The sequence below is a fragment of the Serratia sp. P2ACOL2 genome (assembly GCF_003691565.1).
Lineage (GTDB): Bacteria > Pseudomonadota > Gammaproteobacteria > Enterobacterales > Enterobacteriaceae > Serratia > Serratia liquefaciens.
The window spans coordinates 1,845,748-1,871,390 of record NZ_CP033162.1 but is presented as its reverse complement, the minus strand read 5'-3'; the positions used below and the strand labels follow the sequence as shown (position 1 = coordinate 1,871,390).

33 protein-coding genes and 3 tRNA genes are annotated in these 25,643 nt (G+C 52.9%); 1 reads left to right on the top strand and 35 read right to left on the bottom strand.

The annotated features are described in order from the left end of the window. Genes EBA31_RS09165 through EBA31_RS09150 form a run of 4 tightly spaced genes read right to left on the bottom strand, consistent with a single transcriptional unit; the run spans nucleotide 1 to nucleotide 3,739 of the window. Nucleotides 1–1,548 (bottom strand): pyocin knob domain-containing protein, encoded by a 1,548-nt coding sequence (locus EBA31_RS09165; protein WP_122078531.1) that lies wholly within the window; start codon nucleotides 1,546–1,548, stop codon nucleotides 1–3. A gap of 1 nt (nucleotide 1,549) precedes the next feature. Beyond that, entirely contained in the window at nucleotides 1,550–2,137 is a 588-nt protein-coding gene (locus tag EBA31_RS09160) for a DUF2612 domain-containing protein (RefSeq protein ID WP_122078529.1), read from the bottom strand. Between the two features lies 1 nt (nucleotide 2,138). Then, on the bottom strand, nucleotides 2,139–3,386 hold the full coding sequence (locus EBA31_RS09155) for a baseplate J/gp47 family protein (protein ID WP_122078527.1): 1,248 nt from the start codon (nucleotides 3,384–3,386) through the stop codon (nucleotides 2,139–2,141). Continuing rightward, a complete protein-coding gene (locus EBA31_RS09150) occupies nucleotides 3,383–3,739 on the bottom strand; it encodes a hypothetical protein (protein WP_122078525.1) in 357 nt (118 codons plus the stop codon). The genes EBA31_RS09155 and EBA31_RS09150 overlap by 4 nt, the downstream gene beginning before the upstream one ends. Nucleotides 3,740–3,973: 234 nt before the next feature. On the opposite strand from EBA31_RS09150, the gene EBA31_RS09140 reads away from it, so the two are divergent. Continuing rightward, the gene (locus EBA31_RS09140) at nucleotides 3,974–4,324 is read left to right on the top strand and encodes a hypothetical protein (RefSeq protein WP_122078521.1); all 351 of its coding nucleotides are present in this window, start codon (nucleotides 3,974–3,976) and stop codon (nucleotides 4,322–4,324) included. On the opposite strand, the gene EBA31_RS09135 is transcribed toward EBA31_RS09140, so the two are convergent. The 31 genes from EBA31_RS09135 to EBA31_RS08980 all read right to left on the bottom strand — a co-directional run bounded on the left by EBA31_RS09135 (nucleotide 4,325) and on the right by EBA31_RS08980 (nucleotide 25,619). Next, nucleotides 4,325–5,002: a Gp138 family membrane-puncturing spike protein gene (locus tag EBA31_RS09135; RefSeq protein WP_122078519.1), complete on the bottom strand. Its 678-nt coding sequence runs from the start codon at nucleotides 5,000–5,002 to the stop codon at nucleotides 4,325–4,327. A gap of 1 nt (nucleotide 5,003) precedes the next feature. After that, nucleotides 5,004–5,849 carry a hypothetical protein gene (locus EBA31_RS09130; RefSeq protein ID WP_122078517.1) on the bottom strand — a complete coding sequence of 282 codons (846 nt, stop codon included), beginning with the start codon at nucleotides 5,847–5,849 and terminating at the stop codon, nucleotides 5,004–5,006. After that, on the bottom strand, nucleotides 5,846–6,148 hold the full coding sequence (locus EBA31_RS09125) for a hypothetical protein (RefSeq protein WP_122078515.1): 303 nt from the start codon (nucleotides 6,146–6,148) through the stop codon (nucleotides 5,846–5,848). Before EBA31_RS09125 ends, EBA31_RS09130 begins: the two co-directional genes overlap by 4 nt. Further along, nucleotides 6,148–6,954, bottom strand: a complete 807-nt coding sequence (locus EBA31_RS09120; RefSeq protein WP_122078513.1) for a phage baseplate protein — start codon at nucleotides 6,952–6,954, stop codon at nucleotides 6,148–6,150. Before EBA31_RS09120 ends, EBA31_RS09125 begins: the two co-directional genes overlap by 1 nt. Further along, nucleotides 6,951–8,885: a transglycosylase SLT domain-containing protein gene (locus EBA31_RS09115; RefSeq protein ID WP_122078511.1), complete on the bottom strand. Its 1,935-nt coding sequence runs from the start codon at nucleotides 8,883–8,885 to the stop codon at nucleotides 6,951–6,953. The genes EBA31_RS09120 and EBA31_RS09115 overlap by 4 nt, the downstream gene beginning before the upstream one ends. Beyond that, nucleotides 8,885–9,091, bottom strand: a complete 207-nt coding sequence (locus EBA31_RS27050) for a transcription elongation factor GreA (protein WP_122078509.1) — start codon at nucleotides 9,089–9,091, stop codon at nucleotides 8,885–8,887. The genes EBA31_RS09115 and EBA31_RS27050 overlap by 1 nt, the downstream gene beginning before the upstream one ends. 2 nt (nucleotides 9,092–9,093) lie before the next feature. Beyond that, the gene (locus tag EBA31_RS09105; RefSeq protein ID WP_122078507.1) at nucleotides 9,094–9,498 is read right to left on the bottom strand and encodes a hypothetical protein; all 405 of its coding nucleotides are present in this window, start codon (nucleotides 9,496–9,498) and stop codon (nucleotides 9,094–9,096) included. Further along, nucleotides 9,498–9,938 (bottom strand): hypothetical protein, encoded by a 441-nt coding sequence (locus EBA31_RS09100; RefSeq protein ID WP_122078505.1) that lies wholly within the window; start codon nucleotides 9,936–9,938, stop codon nucleotides 9,498–9,500. Before EBA31_RS09100 ends, EBA31_RS09105 begins: the two co-directional genes overlap by 1 nt. Continuing rightward, nucleotides 9,938–11,422: a DUF3383 domain-containing protein gene (locus EBA31_RS09095; protein ID WP_122078503.1), complete on the bottom strand. Its 1,485-nt coding sequence runs from the start codon at nucleotides 11,420–11,422 to the stop codon at nucleotides 9,938–9,940. The genes EBA31_RS09100 and EBA31_RS09095 overlap by 1 nt, the downstream gene beginning before the upstream one ends. Beyond that, a complete protein-coding gene (locus tag EBA31_RS09090) occupies nucleotides 11,403–11,954 on the bottom strand; it encodes a hypothetical protein (RefSeq protein WP_122078501.1) in 552 nt (183 codons plus the stop codon). The genes EBA31_RS09095 and EBA31_RS09090 overlap by 20 nt, the downstream gene beginning before the upstream one ends. Continuing rightward, entirely contained in the window at nucleotides 11,939–12,304 is a 366-nt protein-coding gene (locus EBA31_RS09085) for a hypothetical protein (RefSeq protein ID WP_122078499.1), read from the bottom strand. The genes EBA31_RS09090 and EBA31_RS09085 overlap by 16 nt, the downstream gene beginning before the upstream one ends. Beyond that, entirely contained in the window at nucleotides 12,301–12,780 is a 480-nt protein-coding gene (locus EBA31_RS09080) for a hypothetical protein (RefSeq protein WP_122078497.1), read from the bottom strand. The genes EBA31_RS09085 and EBA31_RS09080 overlap by 4 nt, the downstream gene beginning before the upstream one ends. Continuing rightward, the gene (locus EBA31_RS09075; RefSeq protein WP_122078495.1) at nucleotides 12,780–13,103 is read right to left on the bottom strand and encodes a hypothetical protein; all 324 of its coding nucleotides are present in this window, start codon (nucleotides 13,101–13,103) and stop codon (nucleotides 12,780–12,782) included. Before EBA31_RS09075 ends, EBA31_RS09080 begins: the two co-directional genes overlap by 1 nt. A gap of 17 nt (nucleotides 13,104–13,120) precedes the next feature. Next, nucleotides 13,121–13,576, bottom strand: coding sequence for a DUF4054 domain-containing protein (locus EBA31_RS09070; RefSeq protein ID WP_122078493.1), 456 nt, complete (start codon nucleotides 13,574–13,576; stop codon nucleotides 13,121–13,123). Nucleotides 13,577–13,579: 3 nt separating this feature from the next. Next, nucleotides 13,580–13,930 carry a hypothetical protein gene (locus EBA31_RS09065; protein ID WP_122078491.1) on the bottom strand — a complete coding sequence of 117 codons (351 nt, stop codon included), beginning with the start codon at nucleotides 13,928–13,930 and terminating at the stop codon, nucleotides 13,580–13,582. Nucleotides 13,931–13,933: 3 nt separating this feature from the next. Next, the gene (locus EBA31_RS09060) at nucleotides 13,934–14,962 is read right to left on the bottom strand and encodes a DUF2184 domain-containing protein (RefSeq protein WP_122078489.1); all 1,029 of its coding nucleotides are present in this window, start codon (nucleotides 14,960–14,962) and stop codon (nucleotides 13,934–13,936) included. Further along, entirely contained in the window at nucleotides 14,962–15,444 is a 483-nt protein-coding gene (locus tag EBA31_RS09055) for a hypothetical protein (protein WP_122078487.1), read from the bottom strand. The genes EBA31_RS09060 and EBA31_RS09055 overlap by 1 nt, the downstream gene beginning before the upstream one ends. Before the next feature lies 1 nt (nucleotide 15,445). Continuing rightward, entirely contained in the window at nucleotides 15,446–16,771 is a 1,326-nt protein-coding gene (locus EBA31_RS09050; protein ID WP_122078485.1) for a DUF2213 domain-containing protein, read from the bottom strand. 3 nt (nucleotides 16,772–16,774) lie between these two features. Beyond that, the gene (locus tag EBA31_RS09045) at nucleotides 16,775–17,458 is read right to left on the bottom strand and encodes a phage minor head protein (RefSeq protein ID WP_122080602.1); all 684 of its coding nucleotides are present in this window, start codon (nucleotides 17,456–17,458) and stop codon (nucleotides 16,775–16,777) included. A gap of 40 nt (nucleotides 17,459–17,498) precedes the next feature. After that, nucleotides 17,499–19,049 carry a DUF1073 domain-containing protein gene (locus tag EBA31_RS09040; RefSeq protein WP_122078483.1) on the bottom strand — a complete coding sequence of 517 codons (1,551 nt, stop codon included), beginning with the start codon at nucleotides 19,047–19,049 and terminating at the stop codon, nucleotides 17,499–17,501. Further along, on the bottom strand, nucleotides 19,049–20,461 hold the full coding sequence (locus EBA31_RS09035) for a PBSX family phage terminase large subunit (protein WP_122078481.1): 1,413 nt from the start codon (nucleotides 20,459–20,461) through the stop codon (nucleotides 19,049–19,051). Before EBA31_RS09035 ends, EBA31_RS09040 begins: the two co-directional genes overlap by 1 nt. Further along, a complete protein-coding gene (locus EBA31_RS09030; RefSeq protein WP_238387443.1) occupies nucleotides 20,391–21,200 on the bottom strand; it encodes a hypothetical protein in 810 nt (269 codons plus the stop codon). The genes EBA31_RS09035 and EBA31_RS09030 overlap by 71 nt, the downstream gene beginning before the upstream one ends. Nucleotides 21,201–21,523: 323 nt before the next feature. Then, nucleotides 21,524–21,763 (bottom strand): hypothetical protein, encoded by a 240-nt coding sequence (locus EBA31_RS09025; protein WP_122078479.1) that lies wholly within the window; start codon nucleotides 21,761–21,763, stop codon nucleotides 21,524–21,526. Between the two features lie 181 nt (nucleotides 21,764–21,944). Beyond that, a complete protein-coding gene (locus tag EBA31_RS09015) occupies nucleotides 21,945–22,328 on the bottom strand; it encodes a DUF2570 family protein (protein WP_122078475.1) in 384 nt (127 codons plus the stop codon). Beyond that, the gene (locus EBA31_RS09010; protein ID WP_122078472.1) at nucleotides 22,325–22,855 is read right to left on the bottom strand and encodes a lysozyme; all 531 of its coding nucleotides are present in this window, start codon (nucleotides 22,853–22,855) and stop codon (nucleotides 22,325–22,327) included. The genes EBA31_RS09015 and EBA31_RS09010 overlap by 4 nt, the downstream gene beginning before the upstream one ends. After that, entirely contained in the window at nucleotides 22,855–23,109 is a 255-nt protein-coding gene (locus EBA31_RS09005) for a phage holin (RefSeq protein WP_202914198.1), read from the bottom strand. The genes EBA31_RS09010 and EBA31_RS09005 overlap by 1 nt, the downstream gene beginning before the upstream one ends. 187 nt (nucleotides 23,110–23,296) lie before the next feature. Further along, nucleotides 23,297–24,412 carry an ImmA/IrrE family metallo-endopeptidase gene (locus tag EBA31_RS09000; protein WP_122078468.1) on the bottom strand — a complete coding sequence of 372 codons (1,116 nt, stop codon included), beginning with the start codon at nucleotides 24,410–24,412 and terminating at the stop codon, nucleotides 23,297–23,299. Continuing rightward, nucleotides 24,393–25,067, bottom strand: coding sequence for a hypothetical protein (locus EBA31_RS08995; protein ID WP_122078466.1), 675 nt, complete (start codon nucleotides 25,065–25,067; stop codon nucleotides 24,393–24,395). Before EBA31_RS08995 ends, EBA31_RS09000 begins: the two co-directional genes overlap by 20 nt. Nucleotides 25,068–25,389: 322 nt before the next feature. Beyond that, nucleotides 25,390–25,464 (bottom strand) — tRNA-Gly (locus EBA31_RS08990). A gap of 2 nt (nucleotides 25,465–25,466) precedes the next feature. Then, nucleotides 25,467–25,541 (bottom strand) — tRNA-OTHER (locus tag EBA31_RS08985). A 1-nt stretch (nucleotide 25,542) separates the two neighbouring features. After that, nucleotides 25,543–25,619: transfer RNA gene (locus EBA31_RS08980), tRNA-Ile, on the bottom strand. Nucleotides 25,620–25,643: the final 24 nt, after the last annotated feature.

Genomic DNA, 25,643 nt, shown 5'->3' with positions numbered 1-25,643 from the left:
TCATACCGTTCCTACAGTGGCCCATTGTCCATTAATCAAAACTTGGATGGCAGAATATGCCCCCCACGATCCAGGCCCGTAGTTGGCCCCAGACATTCCGGTGTAAACACATCCCGACGGGAGATCGATTCGTCCCCCCGTGTCAGGCTGAACGGTTCGGCCAGAGAGTCGAACTGCATTGACTAAATTCTGATAGGCCCAGTTTTGCGCGTTATTTTGTGCGTTAGAAATATTTTGGTTAAGCCAGTTACTGAGATAGCCTCCCCATATGGAGCCAGACAGATTCCCATCTTGATAAAGTTTACCTCCATTGCTTCCCCCTGCGCCAACAGTACCCCCGGCACTGAATGAGCCATCATTCCTAAATTCATACCAGCCATCAGCACCACCATTAGCCACATGAATACCAAGAAAGTGATATTCACCCATTCGCTCAGCCTGATATATATCAACAAACAAATTTCCTGCGCCTTGAATCCGCATGCCGTTAGTTTGCCGATAGTTATCCACCGGGTCTTGCAACCCTTGCTTTACAATAAACTCCATGCCTTTAACGAAGAGTGTTCTACCAACGGTTACATCATTTCCTGTGTCTAACCCATCTGTGACCGTGAGCCACTTTGTCGTATCGCCAGATTTATGAACAAAAGTGTCGTCAGACTGCTTTTTGGTATAAGCATCGACATCAGAAGCGCTGGGTTTGTGGGCTTCTGAATAAAACTCAATCCATCCACTCCAGACGCTCCCCGTCCAGGTTCGCCGCCAAACTCTATTACCCGTGCTGCCAGATTGCCCATAACCGATGACCTCTTGAGCAACTCGATAACCCGCCGTTCCAGTCCCTGACTGCCACGTCACCACATTCAGGAATAAGGAGCCGCCAATGCTTCCAGCAGGCCCATTTACTGGATTTTGGATTACATAAAACCCAAAGGTCTGAATCGTGTTCAAGTCAACGTCGGTAAGGGCTTTCAAAGTATTGGACAACCCATAATTACTCACGGTCAGTACCTGTCCTGCCACATCAGTACCAACATCTTTTGTGGCAGCCGTACCTAACTCAAGATTTTTTCGGCCTTCAGCTTTGTTTTGTAAATCCGCTAGGTTTTGCGCTTTTTGTAAGAACAGCCCTGCCGGATCGGCAAGCAAGTTTTTCCAGCCTGCAGCGCTGGTGCCATCTGGATCTGTGGTATTTGCATCAACTGTGCTCCACCATATTTTTGAGCCGTCAGCACTTAAAACCGTCGCGCCTTTAGCATATCCACCGATAGCCTGGGCAAAAACTGAATCAAAGGTGTACTGCCCGCCTGCCTGCGAAAAGCGGATTGCCGCAGTAATATCATTCAGCAGTCCGTTAAAATCCTTCCCGTGTGGCGGAATACCGCCCGCTGCGATAGCAGTCATAGTTAGCGGCGGAAAACCCGAGTCATAGGCAGCATTGCCCTTCTCCTTGGTTTCCTGTGTGGCATTATTGGGGATCGTGTTTTTGTCAGCAGTACCGCTGGCGAACGGCACTGCAATCTGACGCGGTTTATCTGTCAGTTTCATTTTATGCCTTCTGAATTATTGAAACGTTAACACCTGGCGGCGCAGGCAGCGCCCCGGAAGATTGGACGATAGCCAGCTCGGCGGTCGACAGTTCGAACTCGAACACATAGCTCATCTTCATTCCGCCGTCGTTCTGGATATAGGCGCGCCCCCGATCGCCGAACATGTAACGCAACATCCGATTGATATTCGGTATTGAGCAATCGGTGATATTGCTCATGGCTTTCATCATGATCAGACGGCGATAGATCGGGTCCGCAAGTTCAATGGTCTGCGTTGTGCTCTCACCGCTATAGAACGGCGCCTGGTCAAATGGGCGGGGATCTGTCCGCGTTGGCGTATCAATCCGCGCCTCACTGAACCCCAGATAATTAAAATCGTCGTCCACCGTCAGCCGTCGGCTTACGTCCACAATTTTTCCCCACACATCGAGGCCATAGGTCTCTGCGGTTTCGATGTTCCAGATCAGATCGTAAAAATCAGTGATGAACTTATCGGGGGCAACAGCTTCATTGAAACTGCCAATCAGGGCGTTAAGGCGGGGGCTGGCAGCATACTGTGCAAGGACAGTGGCGGCCACATTCTGCAATTTAGACCTCCTTCAGCTCCACGCTGATATTGTTCGGATCCAGCGTAGGGATTTCATCAATGCCAAACGTGAGCGATGAACTGTACGCGCTGCCGTTCCTGCTCAGCGTTATACCGAGAATGTCGACGTTCGCCGGATCAATACCGTAAATACCAGCATAGAAACGCCCTGCAGCTAACGTTGCCGCCGCACGCGCCCGATTACCGCCATCGGCACCATTGAAAGCATCAACAACAGATTTTTGTACTTGTTCATTAATGGCTGACGGCAAATACTCGCTCTTTCTCAGGCTAACCTTCACATAAACACTGACCGGCTTTAGCCCTTGCCAGGTGATCACATACTCAGGATATGGGGGATCATAACCGTCGGTATCCGCAAGGGTGTAAGACTGGTCACCATTCATATCAACCCCCGGCGGCCCCTTGCGCCAAATAGCACCAGCGATGTCCTCCGCTTTCCCGCCATACACACCCACATAGAACGAGTTCTTTTTCAGTGGGTAGTTCGACGCGCCAACTTTCCTTTCTGCCGGTGTGGGGTTGTGCGTAACATAGATATCCACCACTCCGGCGACCTTTGAAAGGATCTCGCCTCTAATAGCATTCAGCGTGTTCCGGGCATTATTGGCTACAGAGTTACGTCGGCGGTGCTCAAAGTCAGCCCGGCTCTCTTCATTATTCCCCGGCACGCCAGCGGCGCGATTGCTCACACCGGACCAGCCTGGGATCGCTTTGTAGACTTTGCTGAGTGCGCCAATGGCGCAACCTATCGGCCCTGTCGTGAGGTTCTGGAAAACAACGTCAATACTGCCAGTGGCGCCAATCGTTGCGTCTGACAGACTGATAAAAAGATATCCCGCTTCATCCTGCGCCATGCTGCCGGCAGGGATCAGCGTGCCCACGAGCCCCGAACAAGTACCGGTTACTGTCGTCCCTGTAGCGCCGATACGGTCAATAAAGTAGATGCGCCCTATTGCATCCTGAAACCGCCCGCTGCTGTAGTCTGGGTTGACCTGATTCGCAATGGCCAGTAACTGATCGTTCTTGTCGGCAATAATTGCTGCGTCACTCATCGCCAATTGTCCCTGCGGGCTCGTCAGACTGGTGCCCATCGAACTCCCCAGGGCGGTCGAAAAGTCGGCCAGGCGGCCGTTTAAAATATCTACCTCATCCGGCACCAGCAGCCCCGTTTTTGAAAACGTGACCGCCGGTACTGCGGTGGTGTAATTGGTGTTTTCATCCGTCATAACAGCACCGTGTATTCGTTAAAATTAGTATCAGTGATCGTCATGACACCGCCTATGCGGCGATCACCATCGGATACCGCCGTGCAGCTCGCCGACGATACTGTCGGCAACTTCATCGCCTCCTGCTGCATTTTGGTATTGATCAGCTGCGTCCCCGGCCAATGGCCAAGAATACGCGGGTAATACGGGATACCGAGCGTGGTGTCATACCAGCACTCACCCAAAAACGTGCTGCAGGCGCAAGCAACATCCTGCGCAACAGCATAGGGATTGTCCGTAATGGCAATATTGCCGGTATCATCCAGCATCAAATCCCAGGTGTTCGTATCGAGAAGAAGCGATCGGGTTTGCATTTTATATCTCCACCTGCAAATTACTGATCATTTGTCAGGTTTTCGCCAGCCTGAGTTCGTTGTAAAGTGCCCGATTGTCGCGCTTTCTCGCAACCATCCCTCAGAGCATCAATAATCTGCTGACTGTTGATTTCTTGATGGATAACTATCTTTCGCCCCAACAGCAGTAGAAACCCGGCGGCTATAAGTCTAAAAGCCTCTTTCATGTTGGTAAATTTTGAGGATCCGTACTCTATGGACAGTCTCATTTTCTCGGTACCCCGTTCAGATGTAACACTCGTGGAAAATGCGCTGACGGTTTGGGGGATTGACTATCGCCATCACGTCACGCTAGCGTTCGACTCCGCTGAGCCCATTCAGTGGGTGGAGTTGATTGTCGAGGTGGCAAAGTCTCCTGCCGCAATGAATTGCCTAAGCGCCGCCATTGGCTATTTCATAGCCAGGAATAAAGGCAAGTTTTTTGAAGTAACAATGAAAAATGGCACAAAAGTCACTGTGAAAGGGCATGATCTAGACGCAACGATCGCACTATTGAAAGAGGCTGAAAGACTCGCCGTAAAAGATGAAACCCCGGATAACGCCTGATTATTCTGGCTTATTCGTCTGCGAGCCGCCCGATTGCACACCGCCATGCACGTGATTACCAAACTCAATGCCATCAATGGTGGCGCCGCCAGACAAGTCGGTTTTACCTTTGGCGGTAAAGCCTTCACTCACTTCCGTCTCGCCATTAAGAGCTATTTTCGGGAAATTGACAGTGAAACTCCCCGTTCCGTTGGCTTCAACATCGGGCGCGTTCAGTGTAATTTTCCACGGGGAAGTAACATTGATCTGCTGATCGGCAAACTCGACGAACTGCACCGGCGCGCCATTAAGCACCCCGCCAAGATAAAGCGCATCCGACAGGCTATGCGTTCGCTTTGATCCTGGCATTGCCGGCTGACGAGTGGTTTTAACCGCGCTGATATCCCGATCACAAATCGCGATAAAGCCAATATCGCCCGCTTTGGGTGGCATGATCACCGCACTCTGTCCCCCCTGAAGCCTCCACACCGGCACGTTATAAATCACCTCATGTGAGATCGGCGAGCCGTTACCCGCAACCGACATCACCATCGGACGAATATCGACGCTTTCTCCCTTGGCTTTCACAACCTGGCCCAGCGTGATAAACACATGGCGCCCGAGAAACTGACGCAATACAAACTCCTGTGCGTTGACGTCACCATTCAAGTCCGCGCCATTAACGTGAAAATTATCCACTTCACCCTCCCGGTTGACGCAATAAATCGCCTGCAGTGCTCCATTGCCCACCCTCTACCCACGAGGTCAGCGTATGTACGGCACCGATGACCGCGTATTGCCCGGAGGCATTCGGTAGTGAGGTTTCCAGTGACAGTTTGCGCCCAATGAATATATCGGCCGAGAAAAGGGTCGTAATACATAGTCCCACGTTGGTAAATATGGGGTAACCGATCAACCCATGCTCTGGTGATACCAGCAGCGTCGGCTCTTTACGTGGCATTCCTCTTGGCCAGATGGTGACCTGCTCAACGTTGATGTCGATCTCTGCGTCAACGGCCCGGGCCGCCTCCAACATCTGCTGCGTGATATCACCCTGCAAATAGGGATCAGGCAGTGAGCGTTTCACCCCCTGATTTTCATACTTGAGTCCTACAGAAGAAGCCAGCGGCATCAGAATGTCGTCTATTGGTACCGTGCCCTCTGCGCTAAACGGCGACACCTTTTTCGCCCGCAGATAAAACATCATGTTGGCAGTAATGATCAGCGGTACGTCCGGTACCTGGTTGTAATCGGCGTAGGCGTCGCTGATGAAGCCTTCAAAAATTTGCCGGTCGCCGGCCCAGACGCGAACGCGATTAGGCTTGGCCCCATCGATCCAAATACCCTTGTAACTCAACGCAGCCATTTGCTGGGGTATCAATCCCCACAGGTACAATGTGACCTGGGTGCCAGCAATTCCTCCATAAGCCGCCAGGCTCACGTAACAGCGGGCATTCTGAATGGTCAATACATTGCCTCGGTCATCGAATTTCTTTCCCTCTGCCAGGGTAAATTCAATCATGATTTTTCGCTGCTGATAGCTCACGGCATTTCCTCCGGTGCCAGGTAGTAAAGTTTGAAACGCTCACCAAGGCCCGACCATTCAGGATCCGCGCTCCCCGCCAAGTCTGCGAAAAACAATTCGCCGGCGAATGGCAGGTAGCCGTAACGCACGATCTTGTTACCGTTCAGGCACAACACCCCCTGCAAACAGGGGGTGCCGTTAATAGTCAGATCGATATATAGCCCCGTGGTACGTTGTGCCAAACGAATTTCACATGCCTGATTATTCAGGGAGACGGTGAACCGTTGAGACTTGAGGGGCTTGAGTACAATTTCCAGCATCAGGTTAAACTCCCCGCCAATTGCTTAACCGCAGCATCCAGCTTTTGCGTTGCGCTGACGGTTACTTCACCTAGCGACTTGGTCACATCCTCAACCGCAGATGAAACCTTGTCAGTAATGGTCCCCACCAGCTCCGAGGTAGAGCGCTGAAGCCCCGACGCCGCCTTTTTCACATCAGACAGGGTTGAGCCACTCGTTGATGAGGTGACATTCTCCGTGTTGGCGCTTGCCCCTTGGGTGATCTGATTATTGGTTGTGCCCGCCTGCGAGGTTTCACTACTGACCGTCACTTCAGCTACATCCTGCACATCCTGAAAAACCGCATTTATCGTCAACAACGTCGGCCCGCCGTCGCTTCGGGTCCGGTAGTCATATTTGGTCAGGTCATATGAAGAGTAGGTCTTGTCCGGGGTTTCAATATCGTAAACTTCGGCCGTTGTACGCATGGTTTCCAACGTGGCCAGCACATCCGAGCGAGAGGTCAGCGTGAGATTGGTCAGATTTGGAATTGCTCCGGAAAACCCGGTCCAGCCTTCCACTGTAAAAGTGATGTGTAGTTCGGCTGGGCGCTGCACCTTGTTATATGAGGTGTAGCCCCCTTTTTCTATCGGTGCAGTGCCAATAGTTGCCTCTCCTCCAACCTCAATCACAACAAATGATGTCGGCGAAAAAGGTTTTGTGCCGACACTGTCGCCGGAAGCGTAATAAATACCATACCCCGGAGAGAGCACGCTGTTGACGACAGATAACAGGCCACCGCCACGAACAGCATTAAGTACGGTGGCCTGATTCAGTGAGAACCTCATGTCGATACTCCCGATGCATACGCGCCCACCAGGCTTGAGCGGTTAATCTTCTGCCTGGCGTCGTCCGTGATCCCTTTAACGTTGTCCGCGGTCGACATCACCTGCAGCGTGCCAATATGGGTGGTTTCGGTGACGGTGGATTGAGGTCCCGCTGCGGGCTGACGCGATTGCGCGGCCATTCCAGCGCCCGGCTGAGGCAGGTTGGCCAGCACCTTCGGCACATACTCCCGCGTTTCCTTTGGTGCTGCCCCAAGGCCTTTACGCATGACGTTACCCTGCCCCCAGTTATAAGCAGCCAGAGCTTTGCCCAAATCGCCATCAAACATCTTCATCAGCTGCGACATATACCGGGCTGCGGCCTGCGCGGATTTTTCCGGGTCGTAAACATCCCGCCCCTTCAATCCGAAGTCCTTCGCCGTATCAGGCATAAACTGAAACAGCCCTTTGGCACCCGCGCCAGATACCGCCTCCGGGTTTCCGCCTGATTCAGTGATCGCGATACTGCGTAACAAGCCAGGCGGTAACTTGAATGTTTCCTCCAGTTTGCTCAGCTTGGGCTGCAGCCAGCCTAACAACGCCTCACCTTCTTTCGTTGGCTGCGGCCGGCGAACTGCCTGTGCGTGCTGCTCTGGCTCGGTGCTTTGTCCGTAGCCGTCACCGCGAGGTATGTTAATGCCGGTTTTTTCCTGGAACCAATCGTGGGCAGATTTCCCCCATCCATCAACCATGTCACTGAATGGCAAATTGTTCAGGGTGTCCGCGACGGGATTATTTTTCAGCGCCGGATACTTTTCTTCCAGCGGCTTAACGACAAACTCCTCCAGCGCCACCAGCGCGGCAATAAGGCCAGCAGGCCCCATAATCGCCCCGCCAAGCCCCTTAAACAGTGAAAGTAGCTTTCCTCCGACTGAGGCGCTCACCAACAGCAAAATGGCGTTCTGCCAACCACCTATGGCTTTGGCCGCCTCGCTGGCGATACCGACAACGCTGGATAGAACATCGAGCACACCCTGTATCGCCGCCTTGATTTCATCCGGGTGCTGCGTCATCCAGGTGGCCAGGTCGTTAAGCCAGTCATTGAACTGCTTGATATAGGGCAGCAGCGCGTTAAACAGGATATAACCCGTTTTCTCAAACGACTGGCTAATCTCCGCCCATTGCTCGCGAAACTTCTTTGCCGCCGCAATGGACTGTTCATCGACACCGGAACGCGACGTAAAGCGGTCTACGTCCTGTAAAGCATGCCCCGAGCCCATCCATTGCTGTGCAGCATAGCCATATCCCAGCTCGCTACCGTAGGCCTGCTGTTGGTCCTTGTTAAGGTTCGGAAACGCTGCCGTTAGTTTGCGGACAATGTCTTCAGTGCCATCCCGGCCGAGATCGACATTAGCGCCAGCCTGGTTGGCGGCCAGTAGCAGGCTTTGAAGCTGAGGATCCAACCCCAGCCCAGACTTTAAACGCGCCTTGGCATCGTTGATACGCGAAAAGGCACCGACAATTTCATTGGCGCTGACGCCAAACGCTTCACCCGCCTTGGTCCATCCATCCAGTGATTTCGCCGACATACCAAAAGCATCGGCCGCCCTCGCCAGTTGGTTCAGGTTATTGGTAAATCCGGTGACAAAGCCTTTCAGACCGCTCAAGGATAATGTGACACCGGCCAGTGCCAATACCTGGGTGCGAATGCTGGAGAAAAACGACGACGCTTTCTTGCCGCTGGTCTCCATGTCCTTCGCGGTTTTTTCTGCCTTCTTGCCGGTCTTATCCAGCGCTTCACTGTTTTTCTTTTCGCCGGTGTCAAACGCCTGCGCCACGTTCTCCATCACCGCGGTCAGCCGATCAAGTCCCGCAACCACCGCCTGCTCACCCGTCTGGAAACTTTTGTCGTCAATACCCAGGGCGAGGACGAGTTCATCAAGGATCATTGCCACTATTTCCCCTCCTGCATTACGCGCGCGTTATGCGCGTCCACCTGGATGATTTCCAACAGATCCCACATGTCCTGCACACCAAGCACCGCGTCCAACTCAGATTTCGTAGCTTTGTCGGCAGAAATCACGGTTGCAATGGTGTGCGGAACGTTGGTGTATTCGACAAGCCCGAAAGGCCTGTCCGGGTTGGCAAAGCGAGGCGGAATATCTAGCGGCCGGCGGTAGCGAAAAAATCCACGTGCAGTTTGAACACCTCAGCGCGCAGATTAAGGCGCGTTGCCACCTCTTCGATATCGCTCTCGATCAGGGGGCGAACCACGGATTTATCCGCAGGGTTTGGCACTGCCTGCACACACATCATCAACTCATCCAGCAACGGCCTTGCTTCTTCCGGAGGAATTTTCGAAATGGCCTTCAACCCTTCGACCGCCATCGCGGCCATGCCCATGTTGCGTATGTTATCCGGGATTTCAACACCGCCACGCCCCATCGCCATCAACGCACGCATGGCCCACCATTCCGCCTGTGACGCAGGCATTTCCTTCACATGGAAGGCTTTCCCCTGATCGCGATTTTCACTCTCAATCGTGATGTATTTCTCTTTTCGTGCCATCAGTTAAATGCCTCCGCAGTGATAGATTCCCACTCAATAATCGCCTGGCTGGCCTGCAAAATTTTCCCGGCATCCGGTAGCGCTTTCCATTGTTTCAGCACGCCATTCACGCATTTATATTGACGTTTTAACGCAGGCAGGATCACCGTGGCGTTGCAGCGGAAAACCGCTACGCTGGCGCGCGATGTCGTGGCCCAGGTGTCAAACACATCTCGACTCTCCGAGTCCGGCATGATGTAGAACGTCTGGTTGATATTGCCGTAGATAAATCCCGCCGACAGCTTGCCGTCGGCACCACGTACTGTCTCGGCAAGGCTGAGGGCATCAGTGCCATAGATGTTATCTGCGGCAAAGCCCTGCAGCTGTACGCCCGTTGGATACAGATTCATTACCGACAGCGTGATAATCACGTCAGCAGAAGTGATAGTGTTACCGGACATTATTGGACCTCCGTCGATGCCAGGGTAAGTTTCTGAATACTGCCACCGTCGCTATACCACAGTGAGCAGCTCGGGCTGGTTCGCTCGGCACGCAGCGCAGGCAACATATCGCCGATATACAGGTAATAGCCGGTGGCGAAAATCGTCGCCGATACGTCTTCCCCGACGGCATTACTGATTTCCAACTTCTGTGCAGCAGACAAGGTCACGCCGGCACGAATACCGCCCCAGGCCTTGAACTGCCCAATGACATCGGCCATCGATGTCGCCACCAATGCCCGGCCCGCGTTGTTGTAAGGGATCGTCTTGTTGGATTTGAACAGCGCCAGTACCGCCCCTTGCAGGTTGGCATTCAGCCAGATCTGCCCGGCGAAACTGTCCAGCCACTTGAAATCGCCGGTGATGGTGCCATCAGCCCAATAATCCTCGACGATATTGTTGGCGGCATACTTGCCGTAAAAGTTGTACCCGTTGGCGATCAGCGCGTCATAATCCGTTTCGTTGGTCACATCAGCGGCCAATCCGTCATATTCACGGAACTTGAACGGTACACGCCCCTCCACACGCACAAAATCCAGCGCTGCGGCATAGCCCAACACCGCTGCCGTTTTTTTCACATCCAACGCCGACACCAGAACAGTGCTACCGTAGTTGTTTACAGTAATGATCTGGTGAGCGATATGGTCGGTACTGCCCTTCACCCGGGCGTTGCCGTCCGTCGTCCAGGCAACATAGAAATAGCGTTTATTTTGACCACTCGCCCAGGCTGCAAAATCCAGGTGCTGTTCAGGCTTGCATTCGAACACCGTGGAAAATCCCGCCCATTGTTGCGACTTGGCAGTGATCCCCGAGAAAGTATCCGCCACCTTTGCCGCCGCGGCCCCCAGCGACAATACCGCACCGGTCGCGCTGGTAAACTTCAACGGCTCCGCTGCGGTTCCGCTGCCAAAGGTGATCGCTGTGGTTTCCGGCTTGGCACCCGCCACGGTGATGATAAAAGCGTTTTGGTTCGTATCGTACGTGACGGTGGCCACTGCGGCGGTCAATGCCGTTTGCAAGGATGCCGCGGCCTCAGCGAAACTGGTTACACTGGTGAAATTGACATCAGCATCAGTTTTTTTGCCATTGATGGACAGCGTCAAAGTACCGGACAGTTTTTTCAATTGCTCAATGGTGACGCCTTTGAACGATCCGCTACGCAGCCAGGCGGCGGCCGGCGCAATGTTGAATCGCGAAAACAGCAGCATGCCGGGTGCTTTGGTCGCGTTGTTGAATCCCTGAAAATACATTACTGCCATCGTGTATTCGTCGGATTCGCCGCCAAAGTAACTGGCAACATCCGGAGCCGAAGAAAATGAGACCACATCACCGATCGGTGCATAGGGGCTGTCGGTCAGCAGCAGGCCATTAAGATCGACTGCATTCCCGACGGCGGCTAATACGCCGGGATTTATTTTTACGTCTTTACTGATTGGAATTGCCATCGAGAGACTCCACTGGAATAGGGTGTATCGTCACGTTGTCGAAAAATGCCAACGGTGCGCTGACCACCGGATTTATTTGTGCCTGAACGTCAAGCGTCCAGCGTGGTTCATACTGCTGTTCGCCGTTGATCATGGTTGTCTGCCTTGGGTCACTGCAGTAGAGCGGCGTCAGAACTGCCCCACCCCGGCGAAAAGCATCGGTTGAATATTCAGAACGAAACAGTGTGGCCAGCAGCAAGGCGTTACGTTCAGCGCCGGCACCGTAAAAATCCAACTGGCAATCCCACCGTGTCGTACGGGTAATATGCTGCTGCCCCATACCGGCAGATACAGGCGCGCTGTAGTTAACAATCCCGGTGGACAACCCAGCCGAATTAAGCGAAGTCATCGCGATAAACTCCCCCTGTGGCATGGGAATGCCATTTTGCTGTGTCCGCTCGATCTCGACGCCAACAAAAAGCCCCTGAAGGAATCCCCCAAGGGCTTTGTAGAGATCGCTTTCTGTTATCGAGAGCGTTACGTCTGTAGACATGCAATCACCCTCGTCCAGTCCGGCCAGTTTTCCGGTACCGACACCACCAGCCAGGTTTCATCGCCGATCACAAACTTATCGCCGCCCTGATCTTTCGGCCGATTAACGCCGCACCAATTGCCATTGGTGTATATCGAAGAGAACACCCCCTGAATATTCAGGTTGTCCAGGTGGCGGATATCGCCCTGGGTAACGGCCTGTTTCTGTACCATCATCGGGACAGGATCGGCATAGCCCGGAACGCGGGAGTAATCCGCGCTTTTGACGCTGCCGGTAGATTTGAAAATCTGCGCCTCAATGAAGGGGTTAATCGCACCGACAGCGCGCGACACAATTCCGTGCAAATTCACTCATCACCTCCATCAACGGCATAATCTACGCTGTTCAACATGTGGTCAGTGTCAATCAGTGGTTTGTCGAACCCTTTGCTCTTGATGGTCGACTCGGCCAGTGGCGGCGAATTAAACTCACGAATGGAACCCTGCAACTGGTTCTTGATCCGTTCGCCCATCAGTCCCAACGCTATCCGAGTATCATAATTTGATGAACGGATCAGCTGTGAGAAATCCCCCGGCCACTGCCCACTGTTGGCTGAAATCATATTGCGGAAAAATGGCCTCGGCAGTTGGAAATAGGACTCGCCCTCCCGCGTCACAACCATTTTCCCGAACTCATTCGCCGCGGCCACCAGGGCAACCGGCGTTCCATCGTCATAGGTCGCATCAGCCAAAAAACCGACCTTCAGGCTTTTGCCCGAAGAGAGGTCTGAAGCAATCTGCGCCAGGCGCTGTTTAAACGCGGCGCCCCCGCGCACCGTGGCTGCCATTACAACCCCAGCAGCGCTTTGACGGCGGACGCATCTTTGGCCGTGAGGATCTGCTTACCAATATCGCTGGCATCACTAATATCCGCCGAAGCCGGCTTGTAATCCCCTGGCTTGGCGTCCGTGGCTGCCGTCCCGACTTTCAGTTCAGAAGTACCGGCCCCGATATCGTGCCGAACAGCAGCCGCATCGGCAGCGGTCAGTACTTTCTTACCGATATCAGTGGCGTCGGTGATCTGGTCTGATGTTACCGCCCCGCCTCCACTGTCCCCAGGGGTCGACACCTCAACGGGATAGCCCCCCATTGTCATCACTCGTGCGGTCATAGCTTGTCTCCAAAAGGTTAGCGCCCGCGGCGCACAGGCCGGTAATAATGCCCCGGGTAACGTGAAGGGGATGCGCCCGGATGATATTGCATCGTCCGGTATGGCGCCGTTGCCTGCCAATAACTTGCACCATAAGGTGTTTGCAGAAACCACCAGGACTGATCGTTGCTACCGCTGCTGTCCACCGACACGGAAACAGATCCCTCCGACGCACTGGTAATGCGGCCGACCAGACCGCCTCCCTGTCCGCCGGTCTGTCCAGAACCAAAGCCCCGCAATGCGCAAAGATGCGCCACCAGCAAGAAAAAAAGCTGTTCGCGCTCTTTCACATCCTGCACTACGCTTTCGTCGGTATTGTCGAGGTAAAGCGTTGAGGCCTGATTGAACAGCGCCTCAAGCAACGTGTCACTGGCCGCCGCAAACTCTGGATACAACTCACGAAATGTCTTGATATCAAAAGTTACGACGCCCATCGGTTACCCCTTGCTCGCTTGGTTCATGGCCTCATCGTCACGCTTGATACCCGGTGCCGGATTATTCTGCGACAACGGCTCAAGCCCTGACTTCACCTTCTCCTGCTCCTTGGCCTGCGAACGAACGCTATTACCGTTGTCCTGGGCAAAGATCACGGCGTTTTTCACGTAAGGCTGATCTTTGTGGATTTCTAACCAAGCCTCCCACAACTCCTTGTCCACAGCAGTGAGACCATACCCACCAATAATGCGCACATCCTCACCACGGAACCCCGCGACAATCGCTTGCTTGCCTTCAACATCCAGTACCAGACCGTTCGGCAATTTGCAGCCGACTGTGACTTGTTCTGCCATTTCTTACACTCCCAACATTTGTGCATAGGCCAGCGGCTGGCGAACGATCGCCCCCCAGGTGCCTGCCGATTTTTTCTGGTGCCATGCAGAAGATTCCGTTACCACAGCGTGCGCGCGCATTTTCTCTGTAAAGGCACAATAACCTGTGTCCTGCTCGCCCAAACGCTCAGCAATCAGCTGTACAACCTCACCGGCATCCGTGGTGTATTCCACAGCGGTTTCTACCGTCAGGTTAGGGAAGTTTTTCTGCAGCAGGTCGGAAACGTTGACCTTGTAGCCGTTGGTCTTGGTCAGGTTCACCTCTGAAGACGGCGACATGCACAGTTTCATCTTGTCAGTTCGCTCGATGTGACCATTGGTCTGCTTCACCAACTGCTTGTAGAGCTTGACCACATCGTCGTAGACCGCCTGGCCGTCCTTGTCATCCCATTTCAGTTTTCCGCCGACTTCATCTGGCGTGATCGGTGCAGAAAGCGACGGGTCATTCAGCAGGCCATAGTTCTCCAGGCCTTCAATGCCGAAGAAATAGGACTTGTTCTGGAACTTGTTCAGCGTCAACGCTGACGACACATTCAGTTCCGCCGCCCAGCCAATACGCGCCGCGCCGTACATATCCAGTTCACGTTCGCCCCAACGGGTGTGCGTCTGATAGTGGTAACTCTGGCGCGGTACCCAGTTGGCATTCGCCGTCACCATGCCGTTGTGGTTGTAGTCACCGTAGGAGCTGACCTCACCAGACGATTCCACAATCGGGAATTGGGCGCTCAGCGTTGTCCAGTCACCTTTTTTAGTTTCACCGAGGATCTGCGCCGCCTTCATTGGCGTCACCAATACGCGAAGTAACTCAGGATCGACATAGTTGGTGAAGTAGGCCGGTACGGCGGAGTTGCTGGCGGTGACCAATCCCGGCTGCGCATCCATCGCCAGCGCATAATTACTTGCGTACTCTGGCGGCAGGTACGCCTGCGCGCCCGGCAGGATGATGCCGTAATCGCGGCTGGCGGTGGCGTAGTGTTGCTTAAATTTATTCATCACTTGCTCCAGGTGCTGATTTTAATACGTTCTTTGGCCGCCGCAGAGCTGGCCACAGAGAATACCGTTTCGGTGAAACCATCGACGGTGGCACCCGCCGCACCGGTAGCAATCTCCCCGGTTGTCAGCGAGGCAAACACCTTCTGGCCTACCGTGGCCGCCGTGGTGGTAACCGCCCAATAATCACCGGCGGTATGCAGGGTGCATTCGCGGCCGGGTTGGATCAGGTTGGAGGCAGCGCCCAGCCAATCAACGATTGACGCCTGACCATCACGCGGCACAAAGCCCGCTGGCGCGCCGGTGCCCTTATTCGATGCGACGCCTTTCACTACCCATGCAAAGCGCCCGATAGTCAGGCCATCCGGCCCGGCGATGAGTGCCCCGTCACCAGCGACATAGCTGGCGTAAGGGTTAAGGCTGGCAAAAGAACCTTCAATCCCCGGTGCGGGGTATTGGTTCATGCTCTTTTGAAATCCTGACATATTAATAACCTCGTTTGAGTTTGCCGGCGGTCGGGAAATCGGCGGCGAAAGAGGAAGCCGCCGCGGAATCCAACGCGAGTTTTGGTGCTTTGGTGGTCTGCTTTTGCTCCACGGCGTACCTCACCATGCTGCGGTAAGCACTCGGATGCACGTCGGTGATATCAATCCCGGCCTGCTCCAGTGCAGTGCGGTAAACTTCATCGGCGGAGTCCATCGCGACAACATCGCCGATCAGCGGACGCACTTCACTTTCTGCCACACGAACAGCCTGGAAGTTTTTTGTAGCTGTTTTGGTTGCCTGATCTGCAGCTAACTTAATTGCTGCATCCATAGCGGGTTTACTGACCGCGTCAGGATCAGGTTTAGCCGGTTTTTTCTCTGGATCATCCTGTACATCGTCAGCCGCAGGCATCAGCACCGCCTTGATTTTCTCCAGCACTTCTTCTGGCACTTTATCGGCCAGCAGCGCCAGTACGCTTTCCAGCGGGTTATCTGTGTCAAAAGCGGGCCCTTGCTCTTCCGGTTCGACAACTTCCTCCGCTGCCTCCATCAGTTCCGCTAGCTCTGCCGGTTCAATATCCATGTCCTGTGCCAGGCGGGTGGCAAATGCAGACTTCACTGCATTGGCGATCGCGTTGGGGCGTTTATGCAGGCCCACCAGTTGCGTGAGGTCTTTCGGCGAAGCATCTTGCGCCAGCCGAGGCTTTAGATAGGCGCCCAGCGCTGCGCGCATAGCGACGCCCTTACGATTTAATTTCATGCGTTGTAACTCCGTTGGAAGGGAATCAAAAACCAGTACATCGGATCCGGCCCGGCCATCGCCGACCAGAGCCACGTGGTTACCGACGATATCCCGCATCACGCCGTCAAATTTGACGCCATCCGGGGTAACGCCTGGGGTCATGTCAGCGACGTAGGCATACGACGATGACAGTTCTCGTTGTTCGTCGGTCTCGATACCGGCGATGGCGGAGTTGTCCCAGATGGACAGCCCGTTAGTCAGATAGGTGCCGTCAAACTCGCTGTTGGCGTGCGTCGTCCCCACCCGCAATTCACGCGCGGGCGCGCCCGGATAATCGGGCTTGTGTCTGCAAAGGATGGGGATGGTGTTGAAGGTTTTTACTGCCTTGCGCAGTTCTTCGGGATCGCGGTACAGCATGTAGAGCTTGTTGGGGTCGAGTCCCAGCTCTTCGGATTTCGGGATTTCACGCCCGTAATAGCCGCAGACGTTAGCCTTGCTGATATTGCTGCGTTCAACTTGCAGCCTGCCGACTTTGTCCAAGTGCCGTACCGAACCCCGGTCAAAAGCCAGTAGTTCGGTTGTCATTCATTACTCCAGTCCAGGTAAAATCGCCTCCCACGTGCAACGGCAGCCAATCTCTTCACTAGGCATTACCCATTTGCCATCAAGAAACATCCCTTTGTCCAAATCGAACTCTTCGCCATCGGCTTTAACGTGCGATGGCCTTGGCTCTTTACCAGCATGAGAATGCCGCCAACGCCCGCGACGAATGCCCAGCGCACGCTGACGTGCTGACTGCATGGTCGAGGTGGCTTTATTGTTCTGGTCCAGAGCGATAAACGCCGCCCTGCGCCGGGTGATGCCATAACGTTGCTGCAGCTCGTTAGTCAGCGTGCCCAGATCACGCCCACGAGAAACCGACTGCATCACCAGCGTTTCGACCTGGGTTAGATATTGTTGAGGGATTGAGCGGATCAGGTTGACGTTTTCGGTGATGGTAGCTTGCAGCGCATTGTTCATTTCCGCCGTCATTTTGAACGGCACTGTGAAACCTGCCTGCTGTAGAGCACTCGACAGCGAGGCATCGCTATTTTTCATCACATCAGAGGTAAAGCGCTCCGCCAGTTTCGCCGCCAGCAGGTCGAATTTACGTAACCAACGGCGGGAAAGTTTACGCATTGCAACCCGCATCATGATAGCCGGTGATGCATCCTGTGCCAGGCCCGTCTGTCGGTATTGCGCTTTTAACCAGTAAAGCGTGCTGTTGTGCATCTCCAACACGGCTTTATCCAGTTGGCGACGGTACCAGGCTTCAATCCCGGCGTTCGGCCGGATCGGCCTCAGGGTCTTTTTCCGGGTTATCCGCTTTATCAATATCCGTTTCGGTGCCTGGCTCTTCGTCGTCGTCGACAATTTCAATCTCCCCACTCAGATCCAGACCGCTGTACGGGCTGTTAGGGTCCGAGGCCAGCTTTTCGCGCACCTCGTTATTGGTTACCGCACCCACGCTCTCGTAAATCTGGTCCGTTTCCGCTTCGGTTTTGCGGATGGTGGCCAGCTGCTCGCGAGTCATTTCATGCAGTGGTTCGAACTCAAAGGTGATGTCCGGGTCAATCTCACCGAACTCCGACAGCTGGATGATGTCCATCACGCGCTTTAGCGGGTGTTTGAGCAATCGGGATGCTCCGGCGGCTATCGTGTCGTAGAACACCTTGATTTCGCCTTCGCTCGAAGCATTCAGTCCCGTCGGGCTTAGTCCGGCAAACTTCACCGAGGGGATCGCACTGACGAAGAACATGTGCTCCTGAGCCTGTGCCTGCAACGTGTCTAACCCACTCAGCGGCGTGTTGAACTGGAAAAACTCTTCAGTGGATTTATCCAGCATCAACAGTCCGCGATTGTCGCGGGTTCGGTTGTATAGCTCTGCCCGTTTGGCATAGTTCGGATCGTTCTTGCCCTGGAGGACCTGTCCCATATTGGTCATGATGCCGCTCAGCGAGAACGAGTGAAGCACATCCCCCACGCTGTCGCGGGTACGTAGCCAGTTACTGACATACGGCTCCGCGATTTGCGTCAACGATAAGCCACCGAAGTTATAAGCCGCTTTCAGCATGTCCGGTACCGGGCGTGATACCAGGTCCAGCATGCGACTGGCGTGCACCGTTTTTCCCATCACATACCATTCCGCCGGCTTGTAGAAATCATCGCTCAGCGGGTTGTCGGCATTGTAGATGCCCGGATATGTCCACACCGGTTCGATAACGCGGAATCCCACCAGCGAGCCGGGGGTGATTTTTTTGTTGGACACGAATAACTTTGATTGCAGCTCTTCTCGGTCTGTCCAGGCTGAAAGGCCCAGAGGGGAGCGGACATCAATATAAATCTGCCCGCGGCCAAAGAAGCCGTCATGTTCGATGGCCAGACGGAACACGTCCTGCACCTTGTAGCGCTCCATCGCGGCGACGAGCAGGGCTACACGTTCAGCTTTGCTCTCGTCACCATCACCGGCGGCTTTGACCTTAATCCACTTGCGGGTCATTTCCTCGGCGATCACGCTGACCATTCGGCGATATTCCGGTAGCTGTGCGAGCTGCGCCAAATACGGATAGCCAGGGAAGCCACCAAACACAAAGTCGGGATAGCTTCCGTTCAGTGAATCGTATGGCGTAGAGTCCATCGCCAGCACAGCGCTACGAATATCGGCTGGGATCACGCCAACCGGTGGCTCATATTGCGCGAACTCCCGGCGTGGTTTTTGGCCTACCGTAGCTACCAGTTCATCACTGATCGCCATGTCTGGAGGCGTCTGCGCTTCCTGTGCCGGCGGCGCCTCATCTTGTTGCTTTCGTTTAAAGGGCCACATCAAATGCTCTCCAGGAAGTCCTCGGAAATCACGAACGGCATCTCAATCGGTGCGAACGCCATAATGAAAGCGTCAGCAACGTTCGGTGATGGAATGTCGCGTTTTTTCAAATCGTCTTTCGTTTCCACTTTCACGCGCCCGTTTTTATCGAAATCACGCTTTGGTGTTGATAACTCAAATTTAAGTTTGTCCAGCAGAGGGCAATCCGAATCGATACTGATCAACTGGTCGTCAGTAAAGCTCTCGCGCTTTTCTTTTCCATTAATCACGTTGTAGGTGTTACGGAATCGATCGGCCACCAGCCACCAGGACTGCGCCTTTATATTCGCGAAGAAATCTTTATTGGTGATCCCGGGCTGATATTCACGTTCAGGTTCGAATACCGCGCCGCCGGCATTAAATTTGAAATACTCGATAGCCGTGGCACCCCAATCACTGGCGCTTTCGCGATCTTCGTTAATCTCGGCAAATTTTGAACCACTCGACGCACCGACACCGATACTGTCGTAAACGATCGCCGCGTCATGCTGTAGCGCAACGTTGTACGTTCGCTTACAGCTTTTCATTAGTTCATCTTCGCGTGCCTTCCACTCGTCAGCCCACAGCGCCACAGAGCCATGCGCATACACGTTGGCGCACTTATCAGCGCCGCTGTCCGCAACGTCAAAACCAACGCGCTTGCGTCCAAGTGGTTCAATATTTAGCGCCTTGTGGGCATCTACGGCCGCCTCAATCCACGACAGCTTGATAATGGCTTCATCGTCATCAGTGCGTGGTACGCCAAGATAAACGTGCTCAAACTGCTCTTTATCGCGGGCTTTTGCCGCTTTTATTACTTTCAATATCGTGGAGCTGAGGAAGGGGTTCTCGTTATAGTTTATTTTTCTAATGAGTGTGTCTGGCGGCGGAGAAACAACAAAATTTCGCCATACAAAATCAGTCGTCAGACGTGGGTTAAACAGAAACCAGCACTCCGAACCTTCTTTACGGATCGTTGGCTCCAGAATTTCCCATTGTGCCTCGGTCATCGCGTGCGCCTCCTCGTTCCAGAGCACGTCGATACTTTCCAGCGACTTTATCTCGTCTACATGGCGCCACAGCCCGTAAAACATAAACTCACTGCCGGTAAAGCGGTTGATTATTTTATTATCCAGAATGCGGAACCGATGACGCAGGCCAAAACGTTCAATTTGAATTTTTAGCAGCGCATATACCGATTCTTCTATTTTGTTCTGGATCTGGCGAGTACAGAGGAAACGCAGCCGATACTTATCCGCAAGATAAACAGCCATTCCCGCCGCATCCCAGGATTTTGACGAGGTGCGACCGCCATAGAGGATCTTATTCCTCGCCTTCGTCGTCCAGAATGGCCGGAGCGCTGGATTCAGTGAGGGTCGTTGGGTTGTCAGCATAGAAATCGTCCAGACCGCCAGAGGCGTCATTATTCGGATCACCGAGTTCGAGTTTCAGGCGATCGACTTCGAGCCCGATTTTCTCCGCCGCTATCACACGATAATTTGTGTCGGCAAACACCTTGCGGATTGTTGCGGTGGTGCCCTCTATCGATTCAATTCGAACGGTATTGCGCATCATGGCTTTGTCCGCCGCACTGATTTTTTCCAGCAACCCTTTTACTTCGTCGGGTTCGGCGTCTTCCAATTGGGTTTTCCAGCGCCCGATATTCTCGGATGCCACCAGGTTATTCGCACGCAGACGGAACAGCTCATCATCAAGCGTCAATGCCTTTGCATCCTCTATCACTTCATCGCTAAGCAGTAGACGACGGGCATAGCCGCCATGTTTAAGCGCAACTTGGTTGTGGGGCTGGAATGCGTTAACAGGTGGGTCGGTACGCGCACCACGTATCGGTTTCGTATTTGCCGATGATGGACTCTCCCCTTCGGAGCCATTTTCGCCGGCGTCAGGATTGGCGGGGGTTGCCTTGGTACGCACTCTTTTTTTTTGCGTACCGCTTTTGCGTACCTGCGTACCTTTTTGCGTACCAGTTTTTACACTGCGTACCCAGCCGTATTTCTTGGCGCGCTTTCTGATGGCCCCCTCACTGATGCCGTATATCTCTGCCAGGTCTCGGAGAGAAAGTTGACCGGCACAGTAATCGCGCTCAAGGCCGCTTTCTTCCGGTTGTGACATAGCGTGCTCCATAAAAAAAGCCACCAGCGCTACCCCCACAGCGAGCCGGAGTAACGAGGTGACTTTGCTTTGCGCATTACGCAGCAGTCTCGAAAGGCTGCTCTGCAATGCAGATTAGTTCATCACACCAATGCATAATTGCATCAATATTCACCCATCAAAACCCGTACAATAACTAAACGTTATTAACGTACCGATTTCCCTGGTGTTGTTGTGTCTTGCCCCTCCTCTGAAGGGGCTTTTTTTCGTCTATTACGCAGCACCTGGATAGATGCTCTGCGGTGGACAATTAAAAACCCACCAATAGGTGGGCAAGTGCGAGGTTAAGCGTAGTTCTGCCGGAAGTGCTCTCTCGCCTCATCACGAGCGAATTCAGGGTGGTTTGGTGAGGCAATCAAAACAATAACGTCACGCGATTGCACACCTATTGGGTTTATCCGATAAATTGTCAGCTCTGCTGTAAGCGCGCTGCCATCGGTATATATTTCATATTTAACTCGTGAAGGCTTATTACTGGTAAAAACATAGGTCTCTAATAATTTAAGAGTTCCAATAGTTGCCATGATTAACGCTCCTTATTGAGTCTTGTTTTTATCATGATGCAAACTCTGCCTCCACTGAATTAGTGTGACTACCTGCCCGGCGCATATTGATAAAGCTGTTTGAAGTGCCAGCGTGTAGCTGAGTGCACCTCCCCAGGTATCACCCTGCAGTTGTGGTTGCTCGCATGGCGCGAATACGGACTCAGGGGGTAACAGCACTACCTGTTGCGGTGGTTCCGGCGTTTTGCTGCAGGAGGTCAATAACAGCGGCAGGCATAGGACTATTGCCACATTTATCGCTTTTAAGTGCATCGCGTAATTTCCTCTGGTACGTTTCCCCCTGCTGGCGTAGTTGCTGATTTTTCTTTTGTTGTTCTGCCATCAGCGTGCGGTTACGGGCGTCCTGTACCTGCATGGTGGCAATCAGTCCTGACTGCTGCGCCAGCGTCTTTTCCTGCTCGGCCATCTGCTGCCGCGACAACTCCAACCGGTGAGACAGCAGCGAGCTATAACCACCAAGGCAAATTGATACCACCAGCAGGAGCAACATTCCCCCGCCGGCCAGTTTTGAGATCCGGCCGCTCATTTGTCCAATCCCCAGCAAGCCAGTTCGGCTTCCTGATCGCGCCGTACTATCTGCCCGTAGCAGTTATTGGAGCGGATACGGCAATCTCGGCCGCCATCGTAAATCCAACGGCGGATTTCGCGGCAGGCGCCGATGCGGTCCCCGGCGTTCAGCTTTTTGTAAAATGTGGAGGTGAAACATTTCCCGGGGCCAATATTCCACGGGCAGAACGACGCGATACCGACTTTCTGCGGCTCGGTCAGCGTCACCTTGATGTTTCGGTCTACCCAATCGAGCGCCTTTTTCTGCTCGGCTGTGTCAATCTGCTTGCACTGCTCAGCGGTCAGGCGCTGGCCCTTCACAACCTTCTGGCCGTTGACCATTGTCACCCCGCCGCAAATTGTCCAGATACCGACACCGTCCTGATATGCATTCAGGCGCTGACCTTCTTTTTCATCCTGAAACTGCGACATCATCACCGGGGCTGATGCACCGGCAGCAATCAACGCCAGCATAGCGGCGCTGAGTTTGGTTTTTATCGAAGCCACTACTCGCCCCCTATCAGATCAACGTCCCGCGCACTGATGTTCTTGTTTGAGCGGTCAATTAGGTACATTTTCAGCAACCTTTCTCGCCGGCACCTGAACCAAATGCCCACGATGCACCCAATAACGGAACTGAGGATGCCGACAAAAATGCCGATCACCATCCACTCACTGGGCGAGAAATAATTTATTGCCCCGAGCAGCAGGCCAACCAGCCAACCGCCATGCGTGGCGCTATCTGCGATTTTTTCCGGCATGGATTTCATCCTTCCCCCTCGCCGGGGCTTGGCCCGATCATCGGGTGATAAAAACGAAAAAGGCCGCACCGAAGTGCAGCCTTATACGTAAGACGGGAGTCATTGGTAACGTATTAAGTATCTGATATCGCGACAACTAACATTTCAGTTACAGCTACCTTGAAAGCATTAAGTAAAAATGGGTAAGTCAATTACTTACAACCACCCTAAACAAGGTTTTAACATCCCTTAATGGTCGATTTACCCCAAACAACTCTCGAACAAGTTCAACCGTTAATCCTGTACGCTCAAGAATATCTACCCAAGCGGAATCGTCCAACATATCTATAGCTTTGGATAGAAGAGTTGGCTCTTCTAATGGTATATTTTCATCACCAGGCTCACTCTTTGTATATCCCTTTGAGTTCAAATGAATATATCCTCGTCGCGCTTGTTCTTGTGAAAGCAAACCTAAAGCCGTCGCTCGATAGATTGCCATCCGAAGGCTAATCTTCCAACGAAGCTTAAATGCCAACATGGCATTCCAATCAAACTGTTTACCACGGATACGAGGGAACTCTTTTATGAAAGACACTCTAGGTACAAGTAAAGCACTCGAGAACTGATCAGCTTGTGACTCTGTTTTTTTATCACCCGTGACAATTCCCTCATGCATAGCCAAGTGCCCCAACTCATGGCCGATATCCGAGCGGAAACGACACATGCTTTTTTTTGCATCATTCCGAATAATTACTGGACGCCTATTGTGGACAGTAAATGCATCCACTCTATCATCAACTCCTGTAACATGAGTTACAATTACCCCCAGTTTTTCTGCGAGTTTCACCATTGACGATATCGGCCCAATACCAAGCCCCCAGCATCTGCGGCATTCTTCAGCAACCCTTTCCACATCATTCATACTAAAAATTTCAGCACCAGATGCGTCAGGAATATTAAGTTCCGGTAATTGAATTTCATCCTCTAAAGCAGAAATCAGTAAGTTTAAGATTTCAGCCCTAGCGAGCACGCTATTGGTTAAAGTCTGCGTCCGCGATTTTTTGCTTCTAAAGTGACAGACATCGCTTTCCAAAGCATACTTGCGCTCTGTAAATAAAAATTCTGGGCGAATATCCAGAACTTTCGCTAACTCATCAAGTAGCAGTTCTGTCGGTTTCGCACCTTTTTCTAACTTACTAACGAATTGCTTTGTTTTTCCTATTTTCTCTGCTAATTCTTCGCAAGAAAAGCCCCTGGCCATCCTAGCCAGTTTGAGCTTATCCCCACGATAATCATCATCAAAGTTAATCACTTGATGTGCCATTGTCTTTTACATCCTGATCATCTTCGCCTTTCTTACGTTTCCGCAAATCGGGGTCTTCAATATCAGTTTCAGAAGGTAGATCTGAAGAGTCCACGGACATAGGCGGAATAGACGCGACTGGCTCATATCGAACCTCACTAACCGCTGCGCCATAGGAGTTGAAGCCAACCAACGCTACAATCCAGCGAGGCAAAGTTATTTCTTCATCATCGTCGTCAATGTCATCATCAGACAAAACAGAGAGGTAAGGTTCAGCCAGAATTCGCCATGTTATATCCTGTTCAGCTTCTGGCTCACTCCCCCCAAAAAGGCTTAACTGCTCAAACTCAGCTTTGTTGCGTACCAAACGATGCTTTTTCTTCGGAGCAGCAATACAGTCCTTGGAAAACTGAAGAGGTACCTTATTCAAGGCAAGAACAAAATCGAGCCCTTTGGTTACCATACTCAGGCCAGAAATATTCTTTTCATTTTTTATCAAATGGCTACGGACCCAGTCATAAGCCCTGACCCCCTTTGACCAGTTACTGTCGAGAGTGTGTCCGTGGTAGTAAAGCTGCTCAAGAACCCCAGCAACCTCTGCCAGCAAGTTCATCACACTCGCCTCATCAAGGTAGGACTGAAACTCCCAACAAGGTGCCAACTGTCTTTCGGTCATATCAAGTTTCGCTTTTTTCAGGATTCGTAAACCTAATATTTTCGCGTTTTCTTGATTTTGTCAACCAAACTTATGTTTTTTTCAATTCACCTATGCAAGCATCGCCGCATGTGTAACCCAATTGAATACAAAAGCCCCGGCGGGTTAGGCCAGGGCTTGAATGGTTGCCGGTCTTTCCCGGCAGTCACTTCACATCGAGGGACGCACTTAGAAACTCCCCACCAAAGGGTTCGATAGTGCGTATCAAAACTAAATGCGCCCTTCTGATGCGCTTTCCAGCCACTCCGGGTAATCCCATCTTCGCAGGCTGAAAAGCTTTTTCTGGAGCGGGCAGTGGGAATCGAACCCACATCATCAGCTTGGAAGGCTGAGGTAATAGCCATTATACGATGCCCGCATTGGTCCGCCATCGAGGCCTCGAACCCCGTACCTACAACTTAATGGTCGTTGCTCTTCCTGCTGAGCTAATGGCGGTTGGTGGCCCTTGCTGGACTTGAACCAGCGACCGAGCGATTATGAGTCGCGCGCTCTAACCAACTGAGCTAAAGGGCCGAGGTGGCGAATTCTAAGTCAGCC